This is a genomic window from Pseudoalteromonas rubra (assembly GCF_004212645.1).
GTDB lineage: Bacteria > Pseudomonadota > Gammaproteobacteria > Enterobacterales > Alteromonadaceae > Pseudoalteromonas > Pseudoalteromonas rubra_G.
Genome location: NZ_PPUZ01000031.1, coordinates 90,224 through 116,586, shown reverse-complemented (window position 1 = coordinate 116,586; position 26,363 = coordinate 90,224). Strand labels below are relative to the sequence as shown.

The window sequence follows — 26,363 nt, the reverse complement described above, 5'->3', positions numbered from 1 at the left end:
TTTGACAACTTATCAATAACCACCTAACTTCAGACATCAAAATAAAAATCAAAATCCTCAGGGAGAACCCAGTGTCAATTGAAATCAACTTTGAATTATCCGATGCCGATCTGGCGCACTTTCGTAGCATGATGAATGCGACTATCGAAAAAAGCCAGGGCTTGAGCGACGACGAAATCATCAGCAAGGCCAAAGAGCTGGTCAACAACATGGAAAAGTCTAACTTACCTGAGTTTGTGCGCACGCGCATGATGTCACTTGCTGCACTGATTGATGCAGTGCAGGACGAAGAATGGCAAATGCCTGAAGATGAAAAACGCGAAATCATGCTGTCTTTGGCCTATTTCAGTGAGCCTGAAGACATAGTACCAGACAACGTCCCAGTGCTGGGTTACATTGATGATGCCATCATGATTGAGTTGGTGCTGCAGGAATTATCTCTGGATTTAAGTGCTTATCGTCAATTCTGCGGCTTCCGCGCAACGGAGGAAGCCCGCCGTGGTGATGCTGCAAAAGTGGACCGCGAAAGTTGGCTAGCTGGTACGCGCTCTCAGATCCGCTCTTCTATGCGCCGCAATCGCTCGACCACGAAGAAGTCACGATTCTTTTCGCGCATTATGTAATTTAATCGATTTAAAAAAAGGGAGCCTCGGCTCCCTTTCAGATTGATGATAAACCCCACTTTTTTAAGTGGGGTTTATTTTTTCAGTCGTCAGATGGTATTTCTCCGGCGATATTCGAGCATTCGATTTCTTGGTTATATGAGACGGGTCACGGGGATTTGATGTTTCTTAGGTCGTTTTAGGGGCTTTTAGGTCTAATATTTCGTGATGTTTGGCTAGTGTGCTGCCATTAACGCCATTTTCTTCATATTTTGACATGCCGCTGCTAGCAAACACTGCGCGGTCACTTTTGACAGACCTCTATATCGGCAGTAGCGGTGACCATGATGCTGTTTTGCATCGGCGAAGCTCCGTTCTACCGTTTCGGCTCTTCGCCGATAAATCTGTTTACCCCAGTCACTCAGTCTCGTGACATTGGCGGCTTCTACACTCGATTGCCAGACATGCCGCGTAATCACTTTGGTATGGTTCTTACTGGCTGTACATTGATTTCTTACCGGACAGCTCTCACACTTCCTCGGGTCAGAATGATAGTGACGATACCCTGTTCGACTTGTTGTTTTATAGATTAATGTTTCACCTTGAGGACATAAGTAAATATCAGTATCTGGTTGATAGCTATACTCTCGTTTGGCGAAGTAGCCTTTCTTCTTATTTGGTCTTCGATATCCAAGTACGCCTACAAGTTGTCTTTCTTCAAGATTGTGGCATACCGCCGCTGTGAAATAGCCTGCATCGAGTCCTACCGCGATGGGATTAAGTGCAAAGGTCTCTAACGCTCTGTCGAGTCGACTGATTATAGGTTGTGAGTCATGCACATTGCCCGCTGTAGCGTGTGTATCAACAATAATGCCATGTTTACCATCTACAATTCGGTGGTCTAAATAGAAAAAACCTTGCGGCTTCTCATCTCGCACCATAAACCCGCTATCTGGGTCGGTGCGGCTGACTTTGGTTGGTTTTGTGCAAGGTGCTTCTTCCTTACGCTTCAGGGGCTTTTTTCCTTCATCCTCCCGGTCTTGTTGTACCGCTTCGTTCAGTTGCTCTACATACACTGAAGGACTGACTTTTAAATCTTCTATGTCATAGCGTTTCTTATTGGCGTTGGCTTTAAGGTGCGTACTGTCGGCAAACAAGCTATAACCACCGATGAGTTTTTGCTTCATCGCTTGGCGGACAATGTTGTCGAAGATAGATTGATAAATGTTGCTGTCTTTAAAGCGCTTAATACGGTTTTGGCTTAGCGTCGAGTGGTGGATCACATCTTCGGTGAGTCCTATACCTAAAAACCAACGATAAGCGACGTTAACTTGAATGTCTTTGATTAAGCGGCGCTCGCTTTGAATACCAAACAGGTATCCAAGAAACAAAATTTTGAACATTCGAACAGGGTCAACAGCTGGGCGGCCATTATTTTTACAATAAAGATGTGAGACTTCGTCGCGAATAAACTCAAAATCAATAGCGAGGTCAATCAGGCGTACTAAATGGTCTTGTGGAACCAGTTGATCGATAGCGACCATTTCTAGTTCATATTGCTGAGGGGTTTTGTCTTTAAGCATGGTGAACTCTCCAAACTCACTACACTTATTAGATCAAAGGGCTGGATCTGTGTCCAGCCCTTTTTCAACAGTCTGAAAGGGAGCCTCGGCTCCCTTTTTTGTGTCGTGCTTACTGGCTTGTTTGCCCGGCATTAGGATGTGCTACACCCATCCAGGCGCGATACAACATCTGTTGACGCTGCGTAGGCTGCAACAGTGCCGTGACCTGCTTTGGTTTTGATTGTACTTCGCTCAATGTCAATTCTGTAGACATCAGTTTATCGCGACGAATAAAGTCAACAACCACCTTTTGCCCAGGCTCAAACAGTGCCAACGTTTTGTCCAGTGTATTTCTCACCTGATGCTTGTTTAGCGCCACCAGTTTATCACCACTTGTTAATCCCGCCTGCCACGCGTTGCCGTTGCGTGCCACATGACTTAACTCCAGCAGCTCGCCGTTGGATTTTGCCTGACCGTCAAAACCGGCAACAGTCTGGCTACCTGCAGGGTATTGATAAACAAGTCCCACTTTTTCGAACAACGCATCCACATCCAATATAAACGGCGTGTCAATGTTCTTTGCCCACCACTGGGTGTGATCCTGACCACTGATCTCTTTGAGGATATCTAACACATCTTGGCTATTAAACGAGTTTGGCAACGCATGGCGCTTTGCCAATATGGCGTGCACGTCACGGTAACTCACCTTTCCATCACTGTCGTCCAGTAGCTTAATATCCAGCATCATAGAAACCAAAGCCCCTTCTGAATAAATATTAGTACTGAAGTTTTTGCCATGATCACCGCCCTGGTTAATCCATTTATCAAAGCTGGTTTGCGCCACGCTCTGTATTTCTCTGCCCGGTGTCTTCAGGTGGCGATTAATGCGTTTGCTCAGGCCTTGATAATACTCCTCATGGGTAATAATCCCTGCGCTTAACAGCAAGAAATCCTCAAGGTAGCTGGTCGAGCCTTCCGCAAGCCAGAGCAAATCACTGTAGTTAGGATTGACATAGTCGTAAGGAACTAACCCGGCAGGCCGATAGTTTTTCACATTCCAGGTGTGGATAAATTCATGTGCCGCGGTCGAAATGAACCCAATGTAATCGTCACGTTTGGCAAATGCATCTCTGTGACGCTGAATAATGGTCGAATTAAGATGTTCGGTTGCCCCCCTGGCGCCACTGGTCGCATGTACCATAAATACATACCGCTCATAGGGATAATCCTGCCAGATCAGGCTGCCGGTCTTGACCAGTTTTTTCAGGTCGCTCAGCATCAACTCAACGTCGTAATTACCCTCTCCCCAGATAACCAGCTCATAATCCCGTCCATCTACTCGAAATTTGTGAAGCTGGTTTATGCCGGATTCGATAGGTGAATCGACTAACACGTCAAAATTTGCAGCACTGAAGCGGTGCTCGCTGCCAGCAAAGTCCATTCCCGATACAGAGCGCCACTGCCCGGGTACCTGCATCTCCACGGTTACCGGTTCATTGCGAAACGACTCGCTGAACATAAAAAAGCCGGAAGCATCAACAAAAGCATGACTATCATCAATATGCCTTGCCCTGAGCCCCAGCTCATTGGCGTAAACCTGATAATTAACGGTCACCTCGGTCGGGCTATCCAGATGAACACGCCAGGTGCTTTTGTCTACTTTGTGCCAGGTCAGCTCCCGGCCCTCGGCGTCGTTTGCATCAAATGCGCGTATCCCATTTGCCAGATTGAGGATCTCATAGCGCCCTGTCCGCCAGTCGGCCAGTTTGATATCCAGGTGCGCCTGAGCACTTTTAGGAAAGGTAATTTCGACTTCACCCAGATGATGCTCTGGCTGGGTAATTTTCAGGGTATATTCAACATCCGACAATGCAGGAAAAGCACTTAATGCTAAGAGCAGGGAACAGATTTTTTTCATAATGGTTCGATAAAATTGCAAATATGAGATTAAACTAACAAAAAAGTCTGACCCCTGCCCCCTAAACACGATGAGTCAACGGTCAAAATAGGTGGATCCACGACCTAAAATCTTCCACATTTATCAGTAATTTGATGTAGACTTGCTAATGAGTAGGTTAAAACAATAGATGTTAGGTTTCTGTGACTGATAAAACTGCGCGATTAGAGAAAAAACTATCACAAGCGATTGAAGCAAGAAAGGCGCTGGAAGAAGCGAGAAAGCAGCAGGTCGATACCCTGTCGGAGTTTGCCGCTAAACTTACGCTTGGCTGCAAAGGCCAGGATGTGTCTTTGGATAACCTGCTGGCAAAGTATCGCAGTGCGCTGGCAAAGGGCATGGACTTTGAACATCTTGCCCCTTTAATTGAAAATACCAGTGCTCAGCTAAAGCAACTTGATAGCACCAATTCGGCTAATCAACGCAATCTAGTAACCCACATCCAGAGCGCCGGAAAACAACTCCAAAAGCTACGCGGTGTGCCTGAAAATACACGTCGTAAATTACGTCATTTACTGGATCATGAACTGGGTGATATTGATGCTATCCCAGAGTTCGTGCCTTTGTTAGATAAGTTGTTTCAATTCTACCAGCAAGTATTTGATGCCAAGTACGAGATTGATAGCGATGCGCAGCATAACGATCCTGAGCTGGCAACAGAATTACTGGGCCTGACTAACGAGCTCGTGTTTGAGGACGATGTGGCCGATGAGGTCACGGCCATCAAACACAGCATTTCAACTGACTCGAGTATCGATTCGTTACTGGGCAATGCCATCGCCGTTATTCGCATTTTTGCAAAATCCATTGCGCGCGAGAGACAATCAGCTCAGGGCTTTTTGGTATCGCTAAACCAGACTCTCGAAGAGCTCCACAAATCTATTATTGATACCACCAGTCACTCTAAGTCCATCAACAAAGAGCTCAATGCGTTGAATGAGCGCATCGAGGCGAAAATAAAACGACTGACCGAGAATACTCAAAAGGCATCGTCTATCTCTGAGCTTAAAGGGTTGGTCGATGACGAGTTGGCGCAAATTAGCAAAGACTTGGTGGAACGAGAACACATTGAGCGGCGTGACAAAGAAGCTTTGCTTGAGAGCTTCGATGCCATCAACAGCCGTATCAATGTGCTCGAAAACAAAGTAAACACCTATAAAAAGCGACTCAATGAACAAAGATTCAAAAGCCTGCTCGACGGCCTGACTAAACTGCCTAACCGCTCTGCTTTTGACGATCGCTACAGTCAGGAATTTCATTTGTTTGAAATCCAGGGCAATGATGTCACTTTAGTCGTTGTGGATGTCGATCATTTTAAATCAATTAATGACAAATATGGTCACAGCGCTGGAGATAAAACGCTCCAGGTAATTGCCCGGGCACTGAAAAAGTCCATTCGTAAATCGGACTTCATTGCACGTTATGGTGGTGAAGAATTCGTGATCCTGATGCCAGGTATGCCCATCGAAGCGGCCTATGCACCGCTTGAAAAAATACGTGCAACCGTTAAATCGATCCCATTTCGCTTTAAAGACAAAGAGGTGCGGATCACTATCTCGTTAGGCGCAACCCAGCTCAAAGAAGGCGACTCTAAGCTCACCGCCTTTGACCGCGCGGATGAAGCGCTATACGAGGCCAAAAACAGCGGCAGAGACAAACTTTGCTTGCGTGAATAACAAGGAGATTGCCTATGCATGTCCAGTTAAACCCAACAGGCGTACTTAATTTACTCTCTAAACTGGAAGTTGACCTGCTACAGCAGACATCGACCATTGAAAAATACAGGCTGTTCAGAAATTGTGTTTTAGCGGTACTCAACGTAGGCAGTCATACCGACTCAAGCTACGAAATCTACAACAAATATCGGGACTTTGATATTAAGTTGCTCTCCCGTGAGCGCGGCATAAAAATAGAACTGACTAACCCACCAGAATCTGCGTTTGTAGACGGTAAAATTATCGCGGGGATACACGAACATATCTTCTCTGTGATCCGCGATATCTTGTTTATTTGCCAGCGTTACGAAGAACAACTCACTGACCCCAAACAAATTACCCACATGGTCTTCGATATGCTGCGCAATGCCGGCGCACTTGAGGTCAATACGGACCCAAATATGGTGGTCTGCTGGGGAGGCCATTCCATCAATGAAGAAGAATACAAATATACTAAGGAAGTTGGCTACCAGCTAGGATTGCGCGGTCTGAATATCTGCACAGGTTGTGGACCAGGCGCCATGAAGGGCCCGATGAAAGGCGCCACCATAGGCCATGCCAAACAAAGGATCACCAGCAATCGTTATCTTGGCCTGACTGAGCCCAGTATCATTGCGGCAGAGCCACCAAACCCAATTGTCAATGAACTGGTGATCCTGCCAGATATTGAAAAACGGCTTGAAGCCTTTATCAGAACTGCGCACGCCATCATTATTTTTCCTGGCGGCGCCGGCACGGCCGAAGAGCTGCTTTATTTGCTCGGGATCCTGCTACACCCCGATAATGCCAAGCAACAATTACCGGTTATTCTGACTGGCCCAAGTTCATCTAAAGCTTATTTTGACGAGCTTTGCGACTTTGTTGAAAAGACCTTAGGTAAAGAAGCGCTGAGTAAATTTGAGGTGTTGGTTGATCAACCCGAGTTGGTTGCGCAAAAGCTAAGCCAGGGTATGGAGCAAGTCCGTGAATATCGCAAAGCACAAGGCGATGCCTATTACTTTAACTGGACGTTGAAAATTGAAGAGCAATTCCAGCACCCATTTGAACCCACGCACGACAATATGGCAGCGCTAGATTTGCATCTGGCCCAACCTACGCAGAACCTGGCAGCCAACCTGCGCCGAGCATTTTCCGGTATTGTGGCCGGTAATGTAAAAGAGCAAGGTATCGCAGCCATTAAACAGCAAGGCCCGTACATATTGAGCGGTGACACGTCGTTAATGACTGATATGGACAAACTGCTGCGCGCTTTTGTCGCACAAGGCAGAATGAAATTACCAGGTAGCGCCTACGTCCCCTGCTATCAAATCAAATCTTAATCTGTGAGGGGTAAGGGCTAGCCTTACCCCGACGCAATCAACTTCTAAGACATACCGCTAAAGAGTTACATGGCAAAATTACTTCTTATTGATGCACTCAACCTGATCCGTCGGATCTATGCAATTGACGTCGACCAGGGCGCGAGTGAACAGCAGATCATGCAATCGTGCAAAGCGCGCGTCCATAATGCCTGCAGTAAGCTACTCAGGCGCATCGAACCAACTCACGCCATTGCCGTGTTTGACGGTGAACGAAGCTGGCGCTACCACTACTATGCCGATTATAAGCACAGCCGAAAGCCCATGCCTGAACAGCTTAAACAAAATCTGCCGTTTATTGCACAAGGATTTAAAGAATGCGGCATCACTGCATTTTTCCCTGAGCAGGATGAAGCAGATGACGTCATAGCCACTCTCGCGAGTAAAGCCAGCAACAATCAGGTTCACTCCGTCATTGTGTCGACCGATAAAGGTTTTTTGCCCCTGTGCTGCGAAAATATCGATATCTATAACTACTTTTCGAAGTCTTTCACAGGCCACAGTGAGATTAAAGAAAAGTTTTCAGTGCCCTACCATGCTCTGACTGAACTGTGGGCACTAATGGGAGATAAAACCAATGATATTCCTGGTGTAAAAGGCATCGGCAAGAAAACCGCCGTTGAGCTAATCGCAGAGTTTGGTCAGGTTGAGCATGCGCTCAACTCAACAACACTAGCAAGTGCAACACGGCGCAAATTGGAACAGGATCTGGATAACTTTATTTTAAGTAAAACCCTTGTTTCGCTACAAACTGACATCAACCTTGGCTTTAATTTAAGTCAACTCAGGGTGATTGAGCGCAAATAGCTTGTTGTGTTGCAGCGCTTCCGTTACGCTAGCATCGGGAGTATTTGGTGTATTTCAATGATTAAAAAGGTTTTACAATACGTTTTTCTTGGCCTTGCCGTGTATGGGGTCATAGTCTATCTGGTCATTAATTTTTATAAGGATGACCCACAAGCGATGATCTGGCAAGACAGAGAAGCCTTTAACAAGCGTTATATCAGTAAGCTAAAACCCGATATGATAATCGAGCTGGACGAAGTCCTGGAGACGCTTGGAAGCCCGGATCTGACCTATGTGAAATCAGAGGGCGGGCGTGTCGTGCAGATCGTGTTTTACAGGACCCAGCTAGTCAAACCAGATGGGATCACCACGCAAGATGAGTGTACCGGCTTGCTGTTTGAAAATGGCAAGCTGACGCTTTGGGGTGCAGGCGCAATCGTAGCGTACGACAAGGCTTTTGAATGACGGTCAATGAGGATATAGCAAGGCAACTACACAAACTTCTGACTCAGTCTGAGTCGGTGTTGTCGCTATATTATGACAAAAGCAGCTGGCCTAAAATTGACGTCACGCTGTCTCAGCTGGCTGAACAATATACCCGTATTTATCGCCAGGCACCCAATGCCCTGCATGCACACTTACACTTTATCTCAGCCCCATATCGCCACTCCACCAATGTACTTGTGAAACAGTCAGTTGTACTGTGTATGCTTGGCTATGCCCACGGTTATACTGAACAAATGATCCATGAGCTGTTAGTCGCCGGCTTTGCAAGCGTGCTGTGTGCCAATCGCGAATATGACAAACTGGCAACCGATAAGCCATTATCTAAGGTAGAGTCACAAAAACTCAAGCTGCGTCATCAGCTCGCCGTTAAGGTGCTTGATGCCGGACAGCTAAAGTCGCCACAGGTAACTCGGATCCTGGCCCGGCTCAGTGGCTATGAATTGTCCATCAGCCGCAAGAGTAACACTCCGCTGTACGACAATGTCACCTTGTTGGTTGCTGTCGCGACCCAAATTGCCAACGCTTTGATGAAAAAGCATCAGCGTACATCGCTACCCGCTGTCATTAAACAGTTATATTTGAACAATACCCATACCTTTGTGCAAGCCAGTTTGCAGCTACTCGCCCGTCAACTTAATACCTACCCCGCCGGCGCCGTGCAACAGCATAAAGATCACCAGGCGTTGTTGCTCTGCGAAGAAGACAAACATGCCATTCTGGCCATTATTGAGTCAGGTAAGATCACCCGTTTAATTAAAACACAAAGACGTCAACCACAACGCTACCAGGCTTTTCGGGTTTCAGATGCACAGTTGCTATATCGGGTTTGGTCACGCATCCCGCCACAGCCCCTTGCAACAGCATCAGATCAAATGACAGAAGCGCTCCATGTTGTCGAGCAGCTGGGCGGCGAGAACTTTAGTAGCTTCAGAGCAATAGAAAAAACCATCGCCCCATTCGGGGAAATCGAAACGGCTTTATCGCAAGCCGCCAGGCTCTACAACCGGGAAGCGCAAAAAGGGGCCAACCTGCGCCACTGCCTGACTATGGTTGGTCTCGACGCAGCGGCACTGCTTTGTCAGCGCGTGTTAGTAGAACAACTCATTGTGCAACTCAAGCACCCTTTTGCCAAAGATATCTGGCACAAATACCAGTTATTTGCTCAGGTTTTGGCAGCGCTCGTGCAGCAAAATTATGGCCATCACTATGAGCATATTCTTTCGCCCGTCAGTGCAGCCATCGCTTTTATGCTGAAACATCACAGCGTAGATATTAAACGGTTTGTATACGCGAGTGAATGTGCTGACAACCCTCATCCTGTTTCTCTGGCAAACTTGTATGGTTTTATGGCATTTGATGAAGAGACGTTTAAACACTATTTCCATAATCACTTTGCCAATAGTGAGGCACACCGCGCTTTTGAACAGTCTGAGTTAGACAGAAAATCAAAGCTCAAAGGCCTGTCGCTGACCTTTACGGCAGTAAAAATCCTGACATTACAGATCAGTGACGCCAACTTTCAAACCTCAGCCTGGCAACGGCAGGTACTGGAGGATCAGGCCAAACTACATGACTGGCCAAGTCTTAACGCGCTGCTGGCACACCTGCAATCTCTTGGTTTGTATAATTTGATTGAGTGATATTTACACGATAAATACAATACATACCGAGCATTCAGCATATTTATGGCTTTTATCCATTCCTGACTGGAATATAAAGGAATAAATTGCTATAAAACGCGCTTAAATTTTCAAGCGATCCAACATCACCCGAACAGCTCGACTACACTTGGTTAGAATTGTTCTCAGATGTGAATTTACTTTTGATAAAGGAAACATAAATGGCTAAGCAAACTATCACGGTGATCCGTGGCGACGGCATCGGTCCAAGCATCATCGACTCGGCAATTGAAATTTTAAATGCAGCAGGCTGCGAATTCGACTACGAGTACGTTGACGCAGGACTGGCAGCACTGGAAAAAACCGGTGAGCTACTGCCTCCTGAAACGTTAGAAGCCATTGAACGCAACAAAATCACGCTGAAAGGCCCGCTTACAACTCCAGTTGGCGAAGGCTTTACGTCTATCAACGTAACATTGCGCAAGCACTTCGGCCTGTACGCAAACGTGCGCCCGGTTAAATCTTTCGAAGGCACGAAAGCGCGTTACGACGATATCGACATCATCACTGTACGTGAAAACACACAGGGCATGTACTCTGGCCTGGGCCAGGTTGTCTCTGAAGATGGCAGCGAAGCCGAAGCAATGTCTAAAATCACGCGTGAAGGCGCTGAGAAGATCGTCACGTTTGCATACGAGCTGGCACAACGTGAAGGCCGTAAGAAAGTAACTGCGGTACACAAAGCGAACATCCTGAAGTCAACTTCTGGCCTGTTCCTGAAAGTAGCGCGTGAAGTTGGCGAGCGTTACCCTGACATCGAGTCTGCGGAAATGATCGTAGACGCAACGTGTATGAAACTGGTTATGACACCAGAAGAGTTTGACGTTGTTGTAACAACTAACCTGTTTGGTGACATCATTTCTGACCTGTGTGCTGGTCTGGTAGGTGGTCTGGGCATGGCGCCTGGTGCTAACATCGGTGAAAACGCGGCGATTTTCGAAGCAGTACACGGCAGCGCACCAGACATCGCGGGTAAAAATCTGGCAAACCCAACCTCTGTGATCCTGGCTTCTATCCAGATGCTTGAGTACCTTGACATGGGCGAGACAGCTGACAAAATCCGTAACGCCGTTGCTGATGTGATCAAATCTGGTGACCGTACTACTCGCGACTTAGGCGGTAACCACGGCACGACTGACTTTACACAAGCGGTTATCGAACGCCTGTAATATCAATCGGATCTGATTGAATACCAACGCCCTGCTTATGCGGGGCGTTTTCTTATCCTGACTAACATCATGAGAAACACACTTAGTCCAAACAAGCTGCCTGCAGACTCAGCTGGTCCTGAGCTGGCTGTATCAGACACGGAAATATCCCGGGTTACTGTCACTTGCTTATTGTCATTCAGATCAGTGATCGTGGCCGCCACCTGATAGCGCCCGCCCCCCTGATAGGTATGACTGACGGACTCACCACTGGCACTCTGACCATCCCCGAACACCCAGCTAACCGCGTAATTACCGGAGCCGCCTTGAGCTGACAAGCTCAAGTTAGCAGTCAAACCACTTTGTGTCAGGCTGATCTCGCCGCTCAGAGGGACTGTGACTCTTTGCTCAATAGCGTGACTTACTTTGCTACCGCTGGCATCCTCCAGCGACACCACTATCTGATAAAGGCCAGACAAATCATATTGATGCTGAACCTGCGCCCCTTCCAGTTCGGTCCCGTCTCCCAGCGCCCAGCGAACGGCCACAGGCGCAACGCCACCCTGATACTCGACACTGGCTGTGATCTTGCCATCTTCGCCCGTAATACTGGTATCTAGCAATTCTAATGGGGCAGCCAGAGTAACTTGCTGCTCGACCGATTGCACTTCGCCTGTGGAATTTGTGCGTGTAAACGTCACTGTGTAGACGCCCTGGCCAGCATATTGGTGAGAAGGCGCCAGTAATTGACTGTGATTACCGTCACCAAAGTCCCACTCAAATGTATCGGAAGTACTCAAGGTGAGGCCGGAAATAGAGAAGCTTACGGTGAGACCGTCTACCGCTGCTTGAATTTTCGCTGTGGGTGAGGCCGTCAATTGCAATTGCGCCTGCGTGTACTGCTCAGTGACCTCAAGTAATTCAATGGTTACGCCATACTCCGGTAAGATCACACCCGAGACTGGCTGCTGAGGATGACTGTAGTCCTGCGTGTCACTAAACTGATAAATGGCCTGTAGCTGAGTGTCACCGAGCCCAGCGTTTTGGTCTTCTAACCTCAGCGGCGCATCTCTGAGCTGGATCCGAGTCGCTGCCGGAGACTCTCCACTTGCCCCGGGTATAATGCCCTGATCAGTATCTACCACCAGTATTTTACCTTCGCCCGGATGCTGTGACGTTGAATTATCTTCGATGTTCTCATTTGCATACCAAACTAACACCCCGGGCACATAACTGGCCCCTTGCAGGCCTGCGTCTATGCCGAGGTGCGATCTGAGCTGTAAATAGTAGGCCTGCTCTAGCCCTTCGCGATAGCGGTTTATTCTGCTAAAGCCATGCAAAGAAAGCTGCTCAGTCGACTCTCCATCGGCCATCGCGATGGTATTTTCTCCATCCGAGATGGTGATATCATCCAGTAAAATACCCAGCCCGTATTCCACACTGTCGGTTTGGTAAAGGAATTCCAGGGTGATAGTTTCGCCTGCGTAAGCGGCGAGCGAATAACTGAGTTCAGTAACCAGACTGCCATTCACGCCTCCCGTAGCCTGGCCGCTGTGACCATCAATATAGTGCGTCACTGTTGGATAAAGCGGGTGCTGTTCCTTGGTTTCATTGCCGGCAAGTGGCTGCTGATTGACTCTTACCTGGAAAAAATCATAGCCGCGCTCAATATCAAATCGAGCGCGCATGCTCAGGGTCAGGGTTTCTGATTCCGGCAGCGTCAGTGTCATGCTCGCATGATTCTGTTTGTCGTTCCCCTGCCCAGAGTAGTACTGATATTGCCCGGATATCGGCTCTCCCACATATTCAAGGCTGGCGGGCAATGTCACTTTAAGCTGATCGGTTTGCCCTGAGAACTCCCCAACATGACTGAGACTGGCCTGATAGCCGTCACGCAATTGTGTGAGGTCAACTTGGACCTGGTTAACCCAGTTACCACCAAACTTGTTTTGTAACCTTGCCAGATTGCGCGGCGAGAATGACACAGGTTGGGAGCCGCGCAGTGAGCCCAGCCAATTACCGCTGGACATCACCGACCAGTTTGCAACAGGCTCGCCAATCGTGCCATTGCTGAGCTCATATTCATCTATCAGACCAAGCTCATGACCGAACTCATGAACGACCACGCCCACACTCGCATCGATTGGATTAATGGTGTAGTTGTGGATCCGTGTATCGCTATTTGCAATGCTTGCGGGTGTATAACCGTCTTCGGCCACCAAAAACCGGTGTGACCAGATTGCATCCGTGCCCAGCACACCACCACCTGCTTCTTCCCCGATGCTGGAGTGAAACAACATTATGTGGTCAACAACACCATCAGGCTCATTCAAAATGCCATCGCCATCGCGGTCGTTTAAATCGGTAAGGTCGTAGTCACTGAGGTTAATAGCATAGCGTTCAACTGCCAGCTCAACGGCTTCTTTAACCAGTTCTGCTACCTTGTTATCGCGCCGCGTACCGACTCTTTGTCCATAGTAGCTTGCGTTTTGTGCAGCGGTGACCCAACCATATACCTCACCAGACAAAGTAAAGCTGCCACCCGAAGCCTGTTGATAATATTGATTTGCGCTGTTAAGTAGTTTGCCGTCAGGGGCGGTGAAGCCCTGACTTGAGAAAATCAGCTGCTGATAATGGCTGTGAGGATACTCGGAGTAGAACATATCCGAATCGCCCTGCTCCAGACGGTTATCGTTATGGGGCAGATCAGGAAAGTCTATAAGAATCGCCAGTATTTTAGCCCCTTGGATCGGCTGCGCTGACGCAGCCTGGTAACCTCTGAGCGAGGCTGTCAGCTTGGGGAGTTTAGCTGTGTACGGAGCTCTCAGGGCAGGTCCCTGAGTTGCGGATAAATATGCCGAGATGCGCTGTCTGGCCTCGTAGTCAGAAAAGCTTCGCCCGGCATGCTTTTCGAGCCAGAAACGTAATTGCTGTTGATCCAGTTGCAAAGCCACCACAGGGTTTGCAAGAACGGCAAAAAGAAGGACTAAAATGCTGAATTTCACACTAATTTACCCGATTTGATTGTAGCGACGATAGTAGCAGGTTGATGAGCATATTTCTAAACTCACCAAAAACACCAAAACTTGCATTAATTATTCATCTCAACCAAAGATAAACGCTATGAAATACTACGTTTCAATATTTAAAATACCAAATAGGCATAATAATGCATTTTGGTCATTTTTGAGCCTTGACACACTCACGGATTCACCTTTAAATAAGAGCATCAGATTAAACTTTTACGCAGATATTAAACATGCAAACACTATTCTTCACAGTTGTGGTACTCGTACTGGTCTTAGTGCTAAGTCCGGCGGGGCCGTTGTGAGCGAATGTTTGCACAGACCCCGCACCAGCGGGGTTTTTTTTTGCCTTTAATTTAAATTTTGCTGAGGAATGAGGTAATGAGTGAGCAATTTAATGGCTCGGAGCTGGTAGTAAAGGCGCTGACCGAGCTGGACGTTGAGTATATATTTGGCTATCCGGGCGGCTCTGTTTTGGATCTGTATGATGCGCTGTTTGCACAAAATGACATTGAACATATACTGGTCCGCCATGAACAAGCAGCCACCCATATGGCAGATGGCTATGCCAGGAGTACCGGTAAAACAGGGGTTGTACTGGCAACCTCAGGCCCAGGTGCAACCAACTGTGTGACAGGTATCGCAACCGCCTATATGGACAGTATCCCCATGGTCGTACTATCAGGTCAGGTGCCATCCAATTTGATTGGTGATGATGCTTTCCAGGAAACTGACATTGTTGGTTGCTCAAGGCCAATCGTTAAACATAGCTTTAACTGTCGTGATGCCAGGCAGATCCCAACGGTGCTGGCAAAGGCATTCTATCTGGCCAACTCAGGCAGACCTGGCCCAGTGGTGGTTGAGTTGCCAAAAGATATACTCAATCCGCAACTCAAGTTTTGTTATGACATGCCCACACGAATCGAGATGCGCACTTATAACCCAAGCTCCAAAGGCCACTCGCGACAAATCAAAAAAGCGGTAGATGCCATTTTGGGTGCTAAAAGGCTGGTCGTCTACTCTGGTGGCGGTATCATATTGTCAAACACCTCTGAGCAACTGACAGAGCTGGTTGAAACGCTGAACGCACCTGTCACCAACACTTTGATGGGACTTGGCGGGATCAGTGGCACACACCCCAATTTTGTTGGCATGCTGGGTATGCATGGCTCTCTCGAAGCCAATAAGGCCATGGCCAATGCCGATGTAATACTGGCGCTGGGCGCACGATTTGATGATCGGGTAACTAATAACGTTAAGAAGTTTTGCCCAGATGCCACCATAGTCCACGTGGATGTTGACCCGACCTCTATCTCCAAGACAATTCAGGCACACATTCCGGTTGTTGGTAGCCTGGACACAGTGCTGGCACAGCTGCAACATGCGATAGAAAAAAGTGCGCTTCGTATTGACCGCGCGGCTCAGGAATCATGGTGGCAGCAAATTACGGCATGGCGAGAACAACGCTGTCTGGCTTACGACACACAAGACGACAAAATCAAGCCACAAACGGTCATTGAGAAGCTCTATCAGGTTACCCAGGGAGACGCATACATCTGCTCTGATGTCGGTCAGCACCAGATGTTCGCGGCACAGTACTACCCTTTCAAACACCCGAGACAATGGATCAACTCTGGTGGCCTGGGAACTATGGGGTTTGGCCTGCCTGCGGCAATGGGCGTCAAAGTTGCTTTCCCTGATTCCGACGTCGTCTGCGTGACCGGCGACGGGTCAATACAAATGAACATTCAGGAACTGTCTACCTGCCTTCAGTACGGCTTAAATGTCAAAATCGTGTCTCTGAATAACCGATCTTTGGGTATGGTGCGTCAGTGGCAGGATATGATGTATGGCGGGCGTCACTCAAGTTCTTATATGGAATCCCTCCCTGACTTTGTTGCGCTAGCCGAAAGTTATGGCCATGTCGGGATCCGTGTTGATCACCCTGATGAACTGGACGATGCATTGGCTCGCGCATTTGCTATCAATGATCGACTGGTGTTTCTGGATATCCGCGTTGACGAAAATGAACACGTTTACCCGATGCAAATAAAATTAGGTGCCATTGATGAAATGTGGCTGAAAAAGGGAGTAAAAGCATAATGCGCAGAATACTGGCCATCTTACTAGAAAACGAACCGGGCGCATTGTCGCGTATTGTGGGCTTATTTTCTCAGCGCGCCTATAACATTGATAGCCTGACAGTGGGCACCACAGACGACACAACCCTGTCTCGCATCACCATTACCACGCAAGGTGATGACCGAGTCGTGGAACAAATAACTAAGCAAGTTAACAAACTGGTGGATGTCCTTAAAATCATTGATCTGACTGAAACCAGTCATATTGAACGGGAGCTGTTACTGGTCAAGGTGTTTGCGGGCAACGAACAAACCAGAGCCTCTGTGACACGTGTCACCGATGTGTTTGGCGGTATTATACTGGATATGGGCAAACGTAGCTACACGGTGCAACTGGCCAGCAGTAGCGACAAAATAGCCTCTTTTCTGGATATGCTAAGGCATGAGAGCGATATTATTGAAATGGTACGTTCTGGAACTGTGGGTATTGGACGAGGCGACAAAGCCCTCAGGGGGTGATAAAACGATTGGATAAAAAAAGGGGCTGTAGCCCCTTTTTTTATTAAGGATTAACCTGATCTTTAAGGCCCTTACCCGCTTTAAACGAAGGGATATTTGCCGCTGGAATTTGGATTTCAGCGCCAGTTTGCGGGTTACGACCCGTACGTGCTGAACGCTCTTTTACAGAGAAAGTGCCAAAACCAACCAGTGCCACTGAGTTACCATCTTTAAGAGACTGAGTTACAGCACCAGTGAATGCTTCAAGCGCGCGAGTTGCTGCAGCTTTTGAGATCTCAGCGTCAGCCGCCATCTTTTCAACTAGTTGAGCTTTATTCATTGTATAATTCCTATGTTTTTATAATTTGCCGGAGCGGATTCTATGGTTATCCATTTTTTTTCTTTGTGCAAGCCTAAAATCCCGTTTTAACTAAAATATTTACGCTATTTCGCCTTATCTGGCGCGGGTGTGGACATAACAGGCACAAATACACACACTTTTTGTTTACTTTTCAGCCACTGTGCCTTAGCCCGTGCCAGACCTGAGCTTGACAAAAACCGCTCAACGTCGGTTAAACCTTGAACGCCGTCAGGGCTCTTTCACGCGCAGTCTTATGATCAACGATTGGATTAACATAGCCCTCAATTGCAAATGCCTGCAAATAATCATGGGGAAAGTGAATCGATTTCGCCGGTACATCGCTTAGCTCTGGGACATATTTACGAATGAAGTCCCCTTGCGGGTCGAACTTTTCACTTTGGCTAATTGGATTAAAAATCCGGAAATAAGGTTGTGCATCACACCCGGTGCTGGCCGCCCATTGCCAGCCGCCATTATTGCTCGCCAGGTCACCATCTATCAGCTTACTCATAAAGTAATGCTCACCCTTGCGCCAGTCTATTAACAGATGCTTGGTTAAAAAGCTAGCGACTATCATGCGCAAACGATTGTGCATCCAGCCTGTCTGGTTGAGCTGCCGCATTGCCGCATCCACTATCGGATACCCTGTTTTTCCTTCGCACCAGGCCTTAAACTGTACCTCGTCCTCGCGCCAAAGAACGTCATTGTACTTTTCATTGAAATTAACTCCTTTACACAACTTTGGATAGGCACAGATTAGGTGGCGGTAAAATTCGCGCCAGATCAATTCGTTGACCCAGCTAAATGCCGGTGCGCTGGTCATCTGCAACAGCTCAGGAAAATGCAACTGAATTTCAGCAAGTAATTGCTTAACCGAAACAATTCCCAACGCCAGATACGGGCTGAGTCCGGAGGTGCCCTTCACACCCGGAAAATCTCGGTTGTCTTTATAATCAGCCATTTTGTCCTGAATAAATGTCTGCACGACTTTTACGAGCGTTTCATCATCGACCGGCCATTTTTCGGAGCTCGCATCCCCCTCAAGCAGCTCCGGTGCCTGCCACTGTTGCGGCTCAAGGTCTAGTTCCGGCCAGCTCGGCAGATAAAAGTGTTGTTGCTCATACTGTTTAAGCCAGGCCTTTTTAAATGACGTAAACACTTTATACATTTCGTTACTGGCCGTTGTTACACTGCCCGGTGGTGCGATTAAATCACCGTCGAACAGTATCAGCTCTACGCCCGCTTCCTGGCATGCGAGATCTCTGGCCTGCTCATTGACTTCGTATTCCCGATTGGCGTAAACCTGTTGCATCCCATTTTCCTGACAAAACTGGGCGAGCAGAGCTGGCACCTTAGTAAAGTCACCAGCATCTAGTACATGTAGCCGGATCCCTAACTCGGCCAGCTTATGGCCCAACCAGACTACCCGGCGTTTGAGTAAATCCACCTGCACAGGCGCAGCATTGTGCTGTTGCCATTGTTGCTCACACAATATAAAGAGCGCATCACGTGCCCCATTTTCAACCGCTTCGATAAGCGCTTCGTTGCCATAGGCCCTTAAATCGCGGCGAAACCAGAATAACGCAGACATTAAATTGCATACCTCAGCTTAAGTTCGTTCGGATAAGGATGGAAATAGACTTGCTGCATAAGATAGTCATTTGGATGCATGATCAGATGATGGCGCAACAAGGTTAATGGTACCTGCAACGGCACCTGACCGACCCGATAGTCATCAATCGCCCTGCACAACTCTTGCTTCTCAACTTTACCCAGCACTTTTTTAAAGTAGCCCTGCAAATGCGATAGCGTGTTCGCCTGATCTTTGCGTCTGGCTGGGCGCGACAAGGCAGCCATCAGGCCACTGATATAATTCGCTCTGAGCTCCTCAAGTGGTGTTCCTTTGCCCTCAGCGAGCAGCCTGCCCAGGTCGCGATAGGCCTGATAGTTATGACTCATCAGCAAGTACTTGTGACGAGCATGAAAACTGGTCAGCTCGTGTAACCCAGGTTGAGTGGCCACCAGCTCCTGCCAGCTTTTATAGACATAAACACGCATCACAAAATTTTCTCGCAGATGCATATCGTTCAGACGGCCATTTTCTTCACACGGTAACAAAGGGTTGCGTGCCATGATCTGCTCTGCAAATATGCCCACACCTTCGGAGGTATTGCCGGTTTCGGCTTCGTTGTAGATTTTTACCCGCTCCATGCCACAGCTGGGACTTTTCGCGCAAAAAATATAGCCAGATAACTGCTCCCCATGCTCGTCTGATACTTTCTTGCCGTATTCGGCAAGATCAGGCGCGTAATCTTCATCACTGTGCGCCGGTCCAACCTTAATGACATCCTCGACCCTGACCTGGCGAATGGTTTTTCTGGGAATGGGCAAGCCTATTGCCACCTCAGGACAAAAACGCACGTATTCCACATAGTCGGCCAGTTCGTCCATACAAAAGTTGCTGCGCTTATGCCCCGAATCAAAGCGCACTTTGTCACCAGCAAGACAGGCACTGATACCTATTTTAATGGGGGAATTGAAATTAAAAGCTTGCTCTATCATTGCTCTCTCCATAACTTAAAAATGACGGATAGATTTAGCACCACTGGTACTGGCGCAAGGCAATCTTGCCACCCTGCACCTGCACCCCTTCCAAGCGTAATAATTCACTTTGCTGTCTGAACTTATCACTCTGGGGTGGAAAAGAAATTTTTCCCTGACTATTAATCACCCTGTGCCACGGCAGACTTGAGCCTGCCGGCAAGTGCTTTAATAAATAACCAACGGCTCGCGCGTGTTTAGGCGCACCGGCAAGCCCCGCAATTTGCCCATAAGTGGCAACGCTTCCCTCGGGGATTGCACCAATCAGGGTAAATACCCGTACTCTAAACTCTTCTTTAGTTTCCGTTTGCAAACTGCGCTCCTAATGCCGTGAATTGTTGCCACAAGTGTCGCGCTACCGGGCCGTAATGACTCTGATGACGTCGAAAAGCATGAATGGCCGCCGTGAACTCATGTTGACGGTCGATGATCTCAATGCGTTCCAGCTCTCCGCTTTCGAGCTCCTGACGACAGGTATTAAGACTGGTCAGTGCAAACCCGACGCCCTGTGATAAGAATAGCTTAATGGTGCTGACGTCATCCAATTTCATCACATGGAGTCCACGGGAATAGGCCAGACGTTCGCTGTCAAAGTCGAAGCCACTCTCAACCATGGCCAGACAAGGATATAAGCTCAATTCATCATAGTACATGCGCTTTGGCAACAGACCGCGCTTAGCAACAACGCCCAATTTGGTTTCTCCGATGGCGATGGACTCCAGCTCACCGGTGGCGTGAAACAAATCAAACCAGGGCCCTATCCCTAAGTCGGCGGCACCGGCGTTTACCTGCTCCAACGCGACAAAGCGCCGACCGCTGGAAATCACCAATTCAGTCGAAGGAAATTGCTTAAAGGTGCTACTAATCTGCGTGTTATACGTTTCCTGGTGGCACATAGGTTCATAGCAAATGCGAAATTTTGCCTCATTGCCCTGAGAAAACTCATCCGCCAAGATTTTTAGGTGATTATGCTGTTCCAGCAGCTTCTGAGCATGCTGATGAAAGCGCTTTCCCTGCTCGGTGAGACGAATACGATAATCCTCGCGCGTCACCAGAGCAAAACCTAACTCATCAGACAGTCTTTTTAAGGCTTGCGTGACCGCCGGTTGTGACTTATATAATCGTTTTGCCGCTGCGCTCAGGCTTTGTGCATTTGCCACAGCATCGAGTACCTGAATATCTGCCAACTTCATAAATAAAATTTATTTTATACCAAAGTTTTAATAATTTTTATTTTATGCCTAAATTCATTATCCTGCACTAAATTTTAGTCTGAGGGAGTAATTTTGGTGAATAAACTCGCACTCTTTTTTCCAGCTTTGTTGTTATTGTCAGCTTGTCAGGACGCTGTTCAGCAAACCACGACAAGCCAGGTCATACGTCCAGTAAAACTGCATACCGTTGCTGATCCACAGGCCGGCCAGTTACGCAGCTTTCCTGCCGAAGTCGTCGCAAACCAGGGATCTTACCTTGCCTTTCGAGTCAACGGCGAACTGATGGAGTTTCCGGTGCTGGCCGGTCAGGAAGTGAAAAAGGGTCAACTACTGGCAAAACTCGACCCGGAAGACTTCGAGCTTCAGTATCAGCAACGCAAAGCCCAATTCGAACTGGCGGTGGCTCAGCTTAACCGGATCGAATCTTTGTACGAAAAGTCGATTACCAGTAAAGCCGAATATGATCAGGCGCTGGCAAACAAGCAGGTTGCCGAGTCTGCATTTAAAATCGCTCAGACCAACCTTGAGAACAGTGAACTCAGAGCGCCTTTTGATGGCACCATTGCCAAGGTGTTTGTAAAGAATTTTGAGAACATTGTCGCCAAACAGAATATTTTACGCCTGGAGACGCGCGACCGTATGGACGTGGTCATTCAGGTGCCCGAAAAACTGGTTGCCCGGGTAAATAAGGATCTCGACTATCATCCGACCGTGATATTTGATGGCTACCCGGACAAATCTTATCTGTTAAACATCAAAGAGTGGGATACCCAGGCCGATCCGGTTACGCTTACTTATAAAGTGGTTTTCTCGCTGCCAATTCCGCAAGATTTTAACCTTTTGGCCGGGATGACTGGCCATGTCTATGTCGACCCGAGTAAGATCACAAATCAAAGTAATTCCGCGATTATCGTGCCTAATGAAGCCGTTTTCTCAGAACAAACTCAGGAGACTGCGGGCAACCACTATGTGTGGGTCTATAACCCGGACACTCAGCAGGTTTCAAAACGCGCGGTTCAACCGGGTCAGTTACGCCAGCAAGGCTTTGAGATCCAAAGCGGCCTTAAGCCTGGCGATATCATTGTCTCTGCCGGTGTTCATCACCTAAAAGAAGGCCTGAAAGTGCGCCCCTGGACTAAAGAGCGAGGCCTGTAATAATGAGTCTTGCCAAATGGTCGATTGAAAATAAAGTGATCAGTGCGATGTTCGCTCTGCTGCTGTTTTTGGCGGGCACGGTGTCGTACTTTGGACTTGGGCAACTGGAAGATCCTGAGTTTACACTCAAAAAAGCCATGGTGATCACCGTCTATTCGGGCGCTTCTCCGCAACAGGTTGAAGAGGAAGTAACCTACCCCATCGAAAATGCCATCCAGAGTCTGCCGTACGTAGATTATGTGACGTCTATTTCGTCACCCGGTCAGTCGCAGATCACCGTGGAGATGAAAAGCACCTACCGTAAGGAAGATTTAAAGCAAATCTGGGATGAACTCAGACGCAAAATTAACGACCTTAAACCCAATTTACCACCCGGCGTCTACACGCCAAAGGTAATGGATGACTTCGCCGACGTATATGGTGTGTTGTACGCTGTAACCGGTGATGGCTACTCCTATGAGGAACTCAAAGAATACGTTGATTACCTCAAACGCGAGCTGGTACTGGTCGATGGCGTCAGTAAAGTTACTATCGCTGGTGAGCAGCAGGCCCAGGTCACGGTTGAAATCTCCAGTCAGAAATTGTCACAGCTGGGTATATCTCACAACCGCATTTTCTCATTACTGCAAACCCAAAACAGTGTCTCCAATGCTGGTAAAATCCGTGTAGGTGACGAATCTATCCGGATTCATCCCACGGGTGAGTTTAATCAAGTTTCTGAACTGGAAGACTTGCTGATCTCAAAGCCCGGTGCCAAAGAGCTGATTTACCTTGGCGATGTAGCCACGGTCAAGCGTGAATATGCCGAGATCCCAACACACATTACGCGTTTTAACCGTGATCAGTCTTTGCTACTTGGTATTTCATTTAGCTCAGGCGTGAATGTGGTCGAAGTCGGTAAGGCGATAGACAGCCATCTGGCGTCACTGGAGTACCAACGCCCGCTTGGCATGTCTGTCCACACGGTGTACAACCAGCCTAAGGAAGTCGAAAAGTCTGTTGACGGGTTTATCGTCAGCCTACTCGAAGCCGTGGCCATCGTGATCATCGTACTGTTGATCTTCATGGGTGTGAAAAGCGGTATTCTTATTGGTGGTATCTTATTGCTCACCGTGCTCGGTACCTTCATTTTTATGAAAGTGTTCGCTATCGACTTGCAACGGATTTCCCTGGGTGCGCTTATCATCGCACTGGGTATGCTGGTCGACAACGCCATTGTTGTTACAGAAGGGATCCTGATCAACCTCAAACGCGGACAAAGCAAAGTCAAAGCTGCGGTCAATATTGTAGAACAAACCAAATGGCCCCTGTTAGGTGCGACCGTGATTGGCATTACCGCCTTTGCACCAATTGGCCTGAGCTCGGACGCCAGCGGTGAGTTTGCCGGGTCTTTGTTCTGGGTGTTGCTGATCTCTTTGCTGCTCAGCTGGGTAACTGCCATTACCTTAACCCCCTTCTTTGCCAATATGTTATTCAAAGAAGAGATCCAGCAAGGCAAAGAAACCGACGACCCTTATCAGGGCATTATTTTTACCGCGTACAAGGCCCTGCTCAGCCTGTGTCTAAGGTTCCGCTGGACAACGGTGATCGCCATGCTGGCATTACTCGGATGTGCAATGGTTGGGTTTAAATCTGTTAAACAATCTTTCTTCCCAGCGTCCAATACACCGATGTTTTATGTCGACTACTGGCATTACCAGGGCGCAGACATTCGCAGCACCGCAGAGAACCTGGAGAAGCTGGAGGCCTTTTTACAAGCAGACGAGCTGGTTGAAGAGATCACCACCACCATAGGCCAAGGTGCACCGCGTTTTATGCTCACATATAGCCCGGAAAAACAGTATGCCTCTTATGGCCAGCTGATCATTCGGGTTAGCGACCGGGATGCGGTAGCCACTATGATTGCCAAGGTACGGGACTTTGCTGCGCACAACGAACTGGATGGTAAACTCAAAGTGAAGCGCATGGAAATTGGTCCTTCTACCGATGCCAAAATTGAAGCACGCTTCTCAGGGCCAGATCCGGTCGTACTGCGACAGCTGGCCGATCAGGCCAAAAATATTCTGGCACAGGACTCGGGCGCGTTTAATATTCGCGATAACTGGCGTCAGCGCGCCAAAGTACTGGAGCCGGTCTTCAATGAGCAAAAGGCACGCCGACTTGGGATCAGTAAATCCGACCTGGACCAGTTATTACTGACCAGCGTGTCAGGTAACAAAGTGGGTTTATATCGGGATGGCACCAAGATGCTGCCCATCGTAGCCAAAGCGCCGGAAGTTGAACGACGCAGCGTTGAAAATCTGGTTGATCTGCAAATTTTTAGTCCTGTGCTCAATGTGTATGTGCCGCTTGGCCAGATCCTCGATAACGTTGAGGTAGTCTGGGAAGATAGCCTGATCATGCGTCGCGACCGAAAACGCACCATTACTGTGATGGCAGATCATGACGTGATCGGCAACGAAACTCCGGCCAAACTGTTTAACCGGGTACGCGCCGATATCGAAGCAATCGAGCTGCCGCAGGGCTATGAAATGCAGTGGGGTGGCGAATTTGAGTCGTCCAGTAAAGCACAAAAAGCCATTTTTGGCTCGTTACCGCTGGGTTACTTGTCGATGTTTATGATCACTGTGTTGCTGTTTAACTCTGTGCGTAAGCCGCTGGTTATCTGGAGCACAGTACCACTTGCCATCATTGGGGTAACCGCAGGCCTGGTGGTCTTCCAGGCTCCGTTTAGCTTTATGGCACTGCTGGGGTTATTGAGCCTCTCTGGCATGTTGATTAAGAACGGGATTGTTCTGATGGACCAAATTAATCTGGAATTGGATAGCGGAAAAGACCCCTACCAGGCAGTATTTGATTCCGGGGTAAGCCGTGTGCGGCCTGTGTCTATGGCGGCAGTGACCACAATTTTGGGCATGATCCCGCTGCTGTTCGATGTGTTCTTCAAATCAATGGCCGTGACAATCATGTTTGGCCTGGGTTTTGCCACCGTTTTGACACTGATAGTGCTGCCGGTAATATATTGTCTGTTCTTTAAAGTAACAGCCCCCAAATAGAAAAAAGGCCGCATTGAGCGGCCTTTTTCTTAACTGAGTTATTTTTTCAAAGACAAGGTCCCTTTCACTCTGCCCTTAGGCTTAGCGCCCGAACGGTTTTGTGGTTTGCCCCGTTGCGCAGTTTTGTCAGTACCAGGTTCATTGCCCCGTGTACGCTTGTGCTCATGTTCGCTCCTTTTGCCGGAACGTCTGTTGGTTGAATTTGCTTCTGTTTGGCGAGGCTTTGCCGTCTGGCGCTGCGGGCGTTTGCGCTGATCCACTGAAGCTTCTTCGGTTTTAGATGACCCTTCTATCGAGGCATTGATCTCTGCCATTTCAGAGTCACTGAGGTGACGCCACTGTCCGGGTCGTAAACCATTGAGGTTAACATTCATGATCCGCACACGCTTAAGTGTTTGTACTTCATAATCAAAGTACTCACACATACGTCGGATCTGACGATTGAGACCCTGGGTAAGAATAATGGTGAATTGCTTCGCAGCGGTTTTCTTCACAAAGCATTTTTTGGTCACAGTGCCGAGGATTGGCACACCTGAGCGCATCCCGTTAATAAATGCATCGGTGATGGGCTTGTCCACAGTGACCACGTATTCTTTTTCGTGATTATTACCGGCGCGCAGTATCTTGTTAACGATATCGCCTTCATTGGTCAGGAATATCAGCCCTTCAGAGGGCCTGTCGAGCCGCCCAATAGGAAAGATGCGTTCGGGGTACTGGATTGCGCTGACGATGTTGCTCTTTATTTTTCGCTCAGTCGTACAGGTTACGCCAACCGGCTTGTTATAAGCGATATAAACGCGCTTTGGCTTGGCTTTGAGCGGCTTATTATCAACCAAAATGGTGTCAGCATCGCCCACTTTCAGACCCATTTCGGCAACTTCTCCGTTGACTGAGACGCGGCCATCGCTGATCAGGGTGTCTGCTTCTCTGCGGCTGCAAAATCCGGTTTCGCTGATGTATTTGTTTAATCGCTTAAGTTCATTCATAAAGGGGCACTTATCTGTTCCTGTGCATATAATCAAAGGCCCGATCCCCGGCACTTTGGCTCAAGTGCGGT

The 26,363-nt window shown here is 48.2% G+C and carries 20 protein-coding genes; 11 read left to right on the top strand and 9 right to left on the bottom strand.

All coding sequences use genetic code 11. The features are described 5' to 3' along the window. Positions 1–71: 71 nt before the first annotated feature. On the top strand, positions 72–623 hold the full coding sequence (locus tag C3B51_RS11285) for a YkvA family protein (RefSeq protein ID WP_125718160.1): 552 nt from the start codon (positions 72–74) through the stop codon (positions 621–623). A gap of 215 nt (positions 624–838) precedes the next feature. On the opposite strand, the gene C3B51_RS11280 is transcribed toward C3B51_RS11285, so the two are convergent. Together C3B51_RS11280 and C3B51_RS11275 are read right to left on the bottom strand one after the other, a co-directional pair. Further along, positions 839–2,185: an IS1182 family transposase gene (locus tag C3B51_RS11280; RefSeq protein WP_130245106.1), complete on the bottom strand. Its 1,347-nt coding sequence runs from the start codon at positions 2,183–2,185 to the stop codon at positions 839–841. 109 nt (positions 2,186–2,294) lie between these two features. Then, complete coding sequence (locus C3B51_RS11275) at positions 2,295–4,082, bottom strand: M61 family metallopeptidase (protein WP_130245105.1); 1,788 nt, start codon at positions 4,080–4,082, stop codon at positions 2,295–2,297. 182 nt (positions 4,083–4,264) lie between these two features. Between C3B51_RS11275 and C3B51_RS11270 the strand changes: the two genes are divergently transcribed. The 6 genes from C3B51_RS11270 to C3B51_RS11245 all read left to right on the top strand — a co-directional run bounded on the left by C3B51_RS11270 (position 4,265) and on the right by C3B51_RS11245 (position 11,335). Continuing rightward, a complete protein-coding gene (locus tag C3B51_RS11270) occupies positions 4,265–5,797 on the top strand; it encodes a GGDEF domain-containing protein (protein ID WP_125718164.1) in 1,533 nt (510 codons plus the stop codon). Between the two features lie 14 nt (positions 5,798–5,811). Further along, positions 5,812–7,155 carry a nucleotide 5'-monophosphate nucleosidase PpnN gene (gene ppnN / locus C3B51_RS11265; RefSeq protein WP_130245104.1) on the top strand — a complete coding sequence of 448 codons (1,344 nt, stop codon included), beginning with the start codon at positions 5,812–5,814 and terminating at the stop codon, positions 7,153–7,155. A 69-nt stretch (positions 7,156–7,224) separates the two neighbouring features. Beyond that, entirely contained in the window at positions 7,225–8,001 is a 777-nt protein-coding gene (gene xni / locus C3B51_RS11260; RefSeq protein ID WP_130245103.1) for a flap endonuclease Xni, read from the top strand. A 57-nt stretch (positions 8,002–8,058) separates the two neighbouring features. Next, the gene (locus C3B51_RS11255; RefSeq protein ID WP_130245102.1) at positions 8,059–8,445 is read left to right on the top strand and encodes a DUF3192 domain-containing protein; all 387 of its coding nucleotides are present in this window, start codon (positions 8,059–8,061) and stop codon (positions 8,443–8,445) included. After that, on the top strand, positions 8,442–10,127 hold the full coding sequence (locus C3B51_RS11250) for a hypothetical protein (RefSeq protein WP_125718172.1): 1,686 nt from the start codon (positions 8,442–8,444) through the stop codon (positions 10,125–10,127). Before C3B51_RS11255 ends, C3B51_RS11250 begins: the two co-directional genes overlap by 4 nt. Positions 10,128–10,327: 200 nt before the next feature. After that, on the top strand, positions 10,328–11,335 hold the full coding sequence (locus tag C3B51_RS11245; protein WP_125718173.1) for an isocitrate dehydrogenase: 1,008 nt from the start codon (positions 10,328–10,330) through the stop codon (positions 11,333–11,335). Between the two features lie 35 nt (positions 11,336–11,370). On the opposite strand, the gene C3B51_RS11240 is transcribed toward C3B51_RS11245, so the two are convergent. Next, positions 11,371–14,319 (bottom strand): immune inhibitor A domain-containing protein, encoded by a 2,949-nt coding sequence (locus C3B51_RS11240; RefSeq protein ID WP_130245101.1) that lies wholly within the window; start codon positions 14,317–14,319, stop codon positions 11,371–11,373. A 402-nt stretch (positions 14,320–14,721) separates the two neighbouring features. Between C3B51_RS11240 and C3B51_RS11235 the strand changes: the two genes are divergently transcribed. Together C3B51_RS11235 and ilvN are read left to right on the top strand one after the other, a co-directional pair. Then, complete coding sequence (locus C3B51_RS11235; RefSeq protein ID WP_130245100.1) at positions 14,722–16,443, top strand: acetolactate synthase 3 large subunit; 1,722 nt, start codon at positions 14,722–14,724, stop codon at positions 16,441–16,443. Further along, complete coding sequence (gene ilvN, locus C3B51_RS11230) at positions 16,443–16,940, top strand: acetolactate synthase small subunit (protein ID WP_125718179.1); 498 nt, start codon at positions 16,443–16,445, stop codon at positions 16,938–16,940. The genes C3B51_RS11235 and ilvN overlap by 1 nt, the downstream gene beginning before the upstream one ends. A 43-nt stretch (positions 16,941–16,983) precedes the next feature. On the opposite strand, the gene C3B51_RS11225 is transcribed toward ilvN, so the two are convergent. The 5 genes from C3B51_RS11225 to C3B51_RS11205 all read right to left on the bottom strand — a co-directional run bounded on the left by C3B51_RS11225 (position 16,984) and on the right by C3B51_RS11205 (position 21,074). Next, positions 16,984–17,259, bottom strand: coding sequence for an HU family DNA-binding protein (locus C3B51_RS11225; RefSeq protein ID WP_046005250.1), 276 nt, complete (start codon positions 17,257–17,259; stop codon positions 16,984–16,986). A gap of 232 nt (positions 17,260–17,491) precedes the next feature. Continuing rightward, the gene (gene phrB / locus C3B51_RS11220; protein ID WP_130245099.1) at positions 17,492–18,871 is read right to left on the bottom strand and encodes a deoxyribodipyrimidine photo-lyase; all 1,380 of its coding nucleotides are present in this window, start codon (positions 18,869–18,871) and stop codon (positions 17,492–17,494) included. Next, positions 18,871–19,842 (bottom strand): YbgA family protein, encoded by a 972-nt coding sequence (locus tag C3B51_RS11215; protein ID WP_125781632.1) that lies wholly within the window; start codon positions 19,840–19,842, stop codon positions 18,871–18,873. The genes phrB and C3B51_RS11215 overlap by 1 nt, the downstream gene beginning before the upstream one ends. Positions 19,843–19,876: 34 nt before the next feature. After that, positions 19,877–20,194, bottom strand: coding sequence for an MGMT family protein (locus tag C3B51_RS11210; protein ID WP_130245098.1), 318 nt, complete (start codon positions 20,192–20,194; stop codon positions 19,877–19,879). Next, positions 20,178–21,074, bottom strand: coding sequence for a LysR family transcriptional regulator (locus C3B51_RS11205; protein WP_125718187.1), 897 nt, complete (start codon positions 21,072–21,074; stop codon positions 20,178–20,180). Before C3B51_RS11205 ends, C3B51_RS11210 begins: the two co-directional genes overlap by 17 nt. A 90-nt stretch (positions 21,075–21,164) precedes the next feature. On the opposite strand from C3B51_RS11205, the gene C3B51_RS11200 reads away from it, so the two are divergent. Both C3B51_RS11200 and C3B51_RS11195 read left to right on the top strand, forming a co-directional pair. Continuing rightward, a complete protein-coding gene (locus C3B51_RS11200; protein WP_430929840.1) occupies positions 21,165–22,250 on the top strand; it encodes an efflux RND transporter periplasmic adaptor subunit in 1,086 nt (361 codons plus the stop codon). Between the two features lie 2 nt (positions 22,251–22,252). Next, positions 22,253–25,306 (top strand): efflux RND transporter permease subunit, encoded by a 3,054-nt coding sequence (locus C3B51_RS11195; RefSeq protein WP_130245096.1) that lies wholly within the window; start codon positions 22,253–22,255, stop codon positions 25,304–25,306. Positions 25,307–25,344: 38 nt separating this feature from the next. Here C3B51_RS11195 and rluF read toward each other — a convergent pair whose 3' ends face one another. Continuing rightward, a complete protein-coding gene (gene rluF / locus C3B51_RS11190) occupies positions 25,345–26,292 on the bottom strand; it encodes a 23S rRNA pseudouridine(2604) synthase RluF (protein WP_130245095.1) in 948 nt (315 codons plus the stop codon). Between the last annotated feature and the right edge of the window lie 71 nt (positions 26,293–26,363).

Coding starts and splice junctions, on each gene's coding strand:
- C3B51_RS11250 (WP_125718172.1), top strand. CDS start 8,442: ATGACGGTCAATGAGGATATAGCAAGGCAACTACACAAACTTCTGACT.
- phrB (WP_130245099.1), bottom strand. CDS start 18,871: ATGTCTGCGTTATTCTGGTTTCGCCGCGATTTAAGGGCCTATGGCAAC.
- C3B51_RS11280 (WP_130245106.1), bottom strand. CDS start 2,185: ATGCTTAAAGACAAAACCCCTCAGCAATATGAACTAGAAATGGTCGCT.
- rluF (WP_130245095.1), bottom strand. CDS start 26,292: ATGAATGAACTTAAGCGATTAAACAAATACATCAGCGAAACCGGATTT.
- C3B51_RS11195 (WP_130245096.1), top strand. CDS start 22,253: ATGAGTCTTGCCAAATGGTCGATTGAAAATAAAGTGATCAGTGCGATG.
- xni (WP_130245103.1), top strand. CDS start 7,225: ATGGCAAAATTACTTCTTATTGATGCACTCAACCTGATCCGTCGGATC.
- C3B51_RS11225 (WP_046005250.1), bottom strand. CDS start 17,259: ATGAATAAAGCTCAACTAGTTGAAAAGATGGCGGCTGACGCTGAGATC.
- C3B51_RS11215 (WP_125781632.1), bottom strand. CDS start 19,842: ATGATAGAGCAAGCTTTTAATTTCAATTCCCCCATTAAAATAGGTATC.
- C3B51_RS11275 (WP_130245105.1), bottom strand. CDS start 4,082: ATGAAAAAAATCTGTTCCCTGCTCTTAGCATTAAGTGCTTTTCCTGCA.
- ppnN (WP_130245104.1), top strand. CDS start 5,812: ATGCATGTCCAGTTAAACCCAACAGGCGTACTTAATTTACTCTCTAAA.
- C3B51_RS11255 (WP_130245102.1), top strand. CDS start 8,059: ATGATTAAAAAGGTTTTACAATACGTTTTTCTTGGCCTTGCCGTGTAT.
- C3B51_RS11205 (WP_125718187.1), bottom strand. CDS start 21,074: ATGAAGTTGGCAGATATTCAGGTACTCGATGCTGTGGCAAATGCACAA.
- ilvN (WP_125718179.1), top strand. CDS start 16,443: ATGCGCAGAATACTGGCCATCTTACTAGAAAACGAACCGGGCGCATTG.
- C3B51_RS11235 (WP_130245100.1), top strand. CDS start 14,722: ATGAGTGAGCAATTTAATGGCTCGGAGCTGGTAGTAAAGGCGCTGACC.
- C3B51_RS11245 (WP_125718173.1), top strand. CDS start 10,328: ATGGCTAAGCAAACTATCACGGTGATCCGTGGCGACGGCATCGGTCCA.